Annotated in this window: 5 protein-coding genes and 1 pseudogene; 4 read left to right on the top strand and 2 right to left on the bottom strand. The window is 75.4% G+C overall.

Annotated elements, in window-relative coordinates:
- Positions 1 to 173, bottom strand: a 173-nt coding sequence (locus ACYVKY_RS21895; protein WP_460437104.1) for an acyl-CoA carboxylase epsilon subunit, incomplete at its 3' end; no start/stop codon positions are given.
- On the bottom strand, positions 170 to 1801 hold the full coding sequence (locus tag ACYVKY_RS21890; RefSeq protein WP_460437103.1) for an acyl-CoA carboxylase subunit beta: 1632 nt from the start codon (positions 1799 to 1801) through the stop codon (positions 170 to 172). The genes ACYVKY_RS21890 and ACYVKY_RS21895, both read right to left, overlap by 4 nt.
- Before the next feature lie 63 nt (positions 1802 to 1864).
- On the opposite strand from ACYVKY_RS21890, the gene ACYVKY_RS21885 reads away from it, so the two are divergent.
- From ACYVKY_RS21885 to ACYVKY_RS21870, 4 genes and pseudogenes are all read left to right on the top strand, one after another.
- Entirely contained in the window at positions 1865 to 2734 is an 870-nt protein-coding gene (locus ACYVKY_RS21885) for a biotin--[acetyl-CoA-carboxylase] ligase (protein ID WP_460437102.1), read from the top strand.
- Positions 2731 to 3801: an adenylate/guanylate cyclase domain-containing protein gene (locus ACYVKY_RS21880; protein ID WP_460437101.1), complete on the top strand. Its 1071-nt coding sequence runs from the start codon at positions 2731 to 2733 to the stop codon at positions 3799 to 3801. The genes ACYVKY_RS21885 and ACYVKY_RS21880 overlap by 4 nt, the downstream gene beginning before the upstream one ends.
- 10 nt (positions 3802 to 3811) lie before the next feature.
- Positions 3812 to 4612, top strand: a complete 801-nt coding sequence (locus ACYVKY_RS21875; protein ID WP_460437100.1) for an enoyl-CoA hydratase/isomerase family protein — start codon at positions 3812 to 3814, stop codon at positions 4610 to 4612.
- A gap of 81 nt (positions 4613 to 4693) precedes the next feature.
- Positions 4694 to 4976, top strand: a pseudogene (locus ACYVKY_RS21870) (hypothetical protein); the annotation flags it as partial.

Below are 4976 nucleotides of genomic sequence, written 5' to 3'. Positions count from 1 at the left end.
GCGCGGACGGCGCGCCGGGGTGCGCCCCACTTCGTCGGCGGTGACGGCGCCGCCGCCGCGGGCGCGGCCGCAGCCTGCAGGACGACGAGCAGCGCGGCCACCTCCTCGGGGGTCGCGTCGCCGCGGACGACCCGCAGGGCGGGGGCGGCGGGCTCGGTGCTCTCGTCGCTCACAGCGGGATGTTGCCGTGCTTCTTGGGCGGCAGCGTCTCGCGCTTGGTGCGCAGGGCGCGCAGCGCGCGGGTGACGTTCATCCGCGTGTTCGACGGCGAGATGACGGTGTCGACGTAGCCGCGCTCGGCCGCGACGTACGGGTTCGCGAGCGTGTCCTCGTAGCGCGTGACGAACTCCTGGCGGACGGCCTCGACGTCGTCGCCCGCCTCCGCTGCGGCCTGGATCTGCTTGCGGTAGAGGATGTTCACCGCACCCTGCGCCCCCATGACCGCGATCTGCGCGGTGGGCCAGGCCAGGTTGATGTCGGCGCCGAGGTGCTTGGAGCCCATCACGTCGTACGCGCCGCCGTAGGCCTTGCGCGTGATCACGGTGACGAGCGGCACCGTCGCCTCGGCGTACGCGTAGATGAGCTTGGCGCCGCGTCGGATGATGCCGTCCCACTCCTGGTCGGTGCCGGGCAGGAAGCCCGGGACGTCGACGAACGTGAGCACGGGGACGTTGAAGGCGTCGCAGGTGCGGACGAAGCGCGCGGCCTTCTCGGAGGCGTCGATGTCGAGGCAGCCGGCGAACTGCATCGGCTGGTTCGCGACCACGCCGACGCTCATGCCGTCGACGCGCGCGAAGCCGCAGATGATGTTCGGCGCGAACAGGGCGTGCACCTCGAGGAAGTCGCCGTCGTCGACGACGTGCTCGATGACGGCCTTCATGTCGTAGGGCACGTTCGGCGAGTCGGGGATGCAGGTGTCGAGCCACTCGTCGTCCGGCGTCTTCGCCAGGTCGCCGCCGCCCTCGAACGCGGGCGGCTCCTCGAGGTTGTTCGACGGCAGGTACGACAGCAGCGCCTTGACGTACTCGAGCGCCTCCTCCTCGTCGGTGCCCATGTGGTGCGCGACGCCGGAGCGGGTGTTGTGGGTGCGCGCGCCGCCGAGGTCCTCCATGCCGACGTCCTCGCCGGTGACGGTCTTGATGACGTCGGGGCCGGTGATGAACATGTGCGAGGTCTGGTCGACCATCACGGTGAAGTCGGTGATGGCGGGGGAGTAGACGGCGCCGCCCGCGCACGGCCCCATGATCAGGGAGATCTGCGGGATCACGCCGGACGCGTGCACGTTGCGGCGGAAGATCTCGCCGTAGAGCCCGAGCGAGACCACCCCCTCCTGGATGCGCGCGCCGCCGGAGTCGTTCAGCCCGATGACGGGGCAGCCGATCTTCATGGCGAAGTCCATGACCTTGACGATCTTCTCGCCGAAGACCTCGCCCAGGGAGCCGCCGAAGACCGTGAAGTCCTGCGCGAACACGGCCACCTGGCGGCCGTCGACCGTGCCATAGCCGGTGACGACGCCGTCGCCGTAGGGGCGGTTCTCGTCCTGGCCGAAGGCGGTGGAGCGGTGCCGCGCGTACTTGTCCATCTCGATGAACGAGCCCTCGTCGAGCAGCAGCTCGATCCGCTCGCGGGCGGTCTTCTTGCCGCGGGCGTGCTGCTTGTCGACCGCTCGCTGCGAGCCGGCGTTCGCGACCTCCTGGACCCGGCGGCGCAGGTCGGCGAGCTTGCCCGCGGTGGTGTGGACGTCGATGGGCTCGCCGTCCTGCGCGGGTGGTCCGTCGGCCTCGTGCTCCAGTGCGCTCACGCTGCCGCAGCGTAGTCGCGGGACGGCCGGTGGCGACCGGGCGTGCGCCGTAGGGTTGGTCACATGCCGGGCTCGCGCTTCACCGACCTGGACCGGCCGCCGCTCAGCGAGCCCGCCCTGCGCCGGGCGCTGGTCGACGACGCCGCCGGAGCGGGCGCCCTGGCGCGCCTGGAGGTCGTCGCCGAGGCCGGGTCGACGAACGCGGACCTGCTGGCGCACGCCGGCGACCCCGACGCGTGGCCGCACCGCTCGCTGCTCGTGGCCGAGCACCAGCAGGCCGGGCGCGGCCGGCTCGACCGCACCTGGGTGACGCCGCCGCGGGCGGCGCTGACCCTGTCGCTGCTCCTGCGGCCGTCCGCGCCGCGCGGGCGCTGGGGGTGGCTGCCGCTGCTCGCCGGCGTCGCCGTCGTCCGCGCGCTGCGCGAGGGGAGCGGGGTCGACGCCGGCCTGAAGTGGCCCAACGACGTGCTGCTGCCGCCGCGCCCGGGCGTGCCGGAGGGCGAGGGCGACGGCGCCGGCAAGGTGGCCGGCCTGCTCGCGCAGGTCGAGGGCGACGCGGTCGTGCTGGGCATCGGCCTGAACGTCACGTCCACCGCCGAGGAGCTGCCGCCGGGCGGCACCTCGCTGCGGCTCGCCGGCGCCGCCGGCACCGACCGCGACACCGTCCTGCGCACGCTGGTGCGCGAGCTGCTGCGCCAGCTCGACGCGTTCGAGGCCGCGGACGGCGACGCCGTGGCCAGCGGGCTCGCCGGCGCCGCCCGCGAGCTCTGCACGACCCTCGGGCAGACCGTCCGGGTCGAACGCCCCGGCGGGGCCCTGATGGGTGACGCCGAGGGCCTCGACGACGACGGCCGGCTCCTCGTCCGCGAGGCGTCCGGCGCGCTGACGGCGGTGGCCGCGGGCGACGTCGTCCACCTGCGGGCGGCGACGTGAGCGACCTCGAGCCGTTCGCCGACCTCGACCCCGAGGACCAGGTGCTCGGCGAGCGCCCGCACCTGCGCTCGCGCGAGGTCGCGCAGGGCGCCGGGGTCTCGCTGCGCTCGGCGCGCAAGTTCTGGCGCGCGCTCGGCTTCCCCGCGGTCGAGGAGGAGCTGGACGCCTTCACCGAGTCCGACGTCGAGGCGCTCACCCGCATCTCCGACCTGGTGCGCGGCGGCGTGGTCGACGAGGTGACCGCGCTCGGCCTCACCCGCGCTGTCGGACGCTCGGTCGACCGGCTCGCCTCGTGGCAGGTGCAGCTGCTCGGCGAGGTGATGAGCGAGCACGCCGCCGCCGGCCTCGACGAGGACGAGGGCGACATCGGCGCGCTCGCCGCCGAGCTGGCCGAGCAGTTCGAGCCGCTGCTGGTCTACGCGTGGCGCCGGCACCTGGCGTCCGCGCTGATCCGGTACCGCAGCGAGGAGCACGACGACCCGGGCACCACGACGATGCTGCGCGTCATCGGGTTCGCCGACCTGGTCTCGTTCACCCGGGTCGTGCGGCGGTTGTCCGAGCGCGAGCTGGCCGCCCTCGTGCAGCGCTTCGAGGCGACGGCGTCCGACGTCGTCGCCTCGCACGGCGGACGGATCATCAAGACCGTCGGCGACGAGGTGCTCTTCGTGGCGTGGCCGCCCGCGGCCGCCGCCGGCATCGGGCTCGACCTCGTCGCCGAGATCGGCGCCGACCCGCTGCTCCCGGACGTCCGGGTGGGCCTGTCGAGCGGACAGGTGCTGGCGCGGATGGGCGACGTGTTCGGCACCACCGTGAACCGCGCCAGCCGGCTCACCTCGATCGCCGCGCAGGGCACGGTGCTCGCCGACGACCAGACCGCCGTCGCCCTCGGCGAGACCTCCGGCTTCACCTGCACCCCGCTGCGGCGGCGCACGCTGAAGGGCATCGGCCCGGTGTCGCCGTGGCTCGTGACCCGCAGCGCGGGGCGCGGCGTCCCGGCGGCGACGGCGCGCGAGAGCCTGCCGACGTCGCAGCCGCTGGCCGGCTCGGCCGAGGAGGGCGAGGACTAGCCTCCCCTGCGTGGGCGACGACGCGCGGGTGGACCTGAGGCGGCACGACGACGGGGTGGTCGAGCTGGTGCTCGACCGACCCGAGGCGATGAACGCGGTGTCGACCGCGATGGCCCGGGCGCTGTCCGCGGCCGCGGCGCAGGTCGCGGGCGACGCGTCCGCCCGGGCCGTGGTCGTCTCGTCGTCGCACCCGAAGGCGTTCTGCGTGGGTGCGGACCTCAAGGAGCGCAACGGGTTCAGCGACGACGACCTGCGACGGCAGCGCCTCGTCACGGCGCCCGCGTACCGGTCGGTGCTCGACCTGGAGGTGCCGGTGGTGGCCGCGGTCGACGGCTTCGCGCTGGGCGGCGGCTGCGAGATCGCGCTCGCCTGCGACCTGGTCGTGGCAGGACGCTCCGCGGTGCTCGGGCTGCCCGAGGTCGCCGTCGGCGTGATCCCCGGGGGCGGCGGCACCCAGCTGCTGACCCGCCGGCTCGGCTGGTCGCGCGCCGCCGACCTGATCCTGACCGCCCGCCGCGTCGACGCCGAGGAGGCGTACCGGCTTGGGCTCGCCGACCGGCTCGTCGACGCCGGCACCGCTCGCGAGGCCGCGCTCGCCCTGGCCGCGCAGATCGCCGCCAACTCGCCGGTGGGGGTGCGCAACGCCAAGCGGGCCATGCGCCTCGGCATGGACGTGCCCCTGGCCGCCGGGCTGCAGGTCGAGGACGCCGCCTGGCGCGCCACCGCGTTCAGCGCCGACCGCGCCGAGGGCGTGGCCGCCTTCGCCGAGAAGCGCCCGCCGCGCTGGCCCGGGGAGCAGCCGCTGCCCTGAGTACCCCCACCCACGGCGGGCGGGTGGGGTTGAGTAGGTCGGCGCCTGCGGGCGGCGCCGACGTCCGGCCAGGCTGGCGCCATGACCGCTCCCGCGCCCGCCCCGACCGGGCCCGCCGCCCCGCCCCGGTTCGCGCGCACCGACATCTGCCCCGACTGCTCCGCCCCCCTCGCGGGCCCGCGCTGCCCGCGCTGCGGCCTCGAGCTGGTCGGGCCGAGCGCCTTCCGCCTGCTGGACGCGAGCCGGCAGGCCGACGGGTGGCTGGCCGAGCGGTCCCGCCTGGTGCACGTGCTGCGGGTCGAGCAGCGCTCCCGCCGCGCCGCGCCCAGCGTGCTCCCCGCGACCGTCGCGCCGCCGCCGTGGG

The organism is Angustibacter speluncae (genome assembly GCF_054777815.1).
The sequence above is the reverse complement of the archived record's forward strand: the minus strand, read 5'-3'. Positions and strand labels throughout refer to the sequence as shown.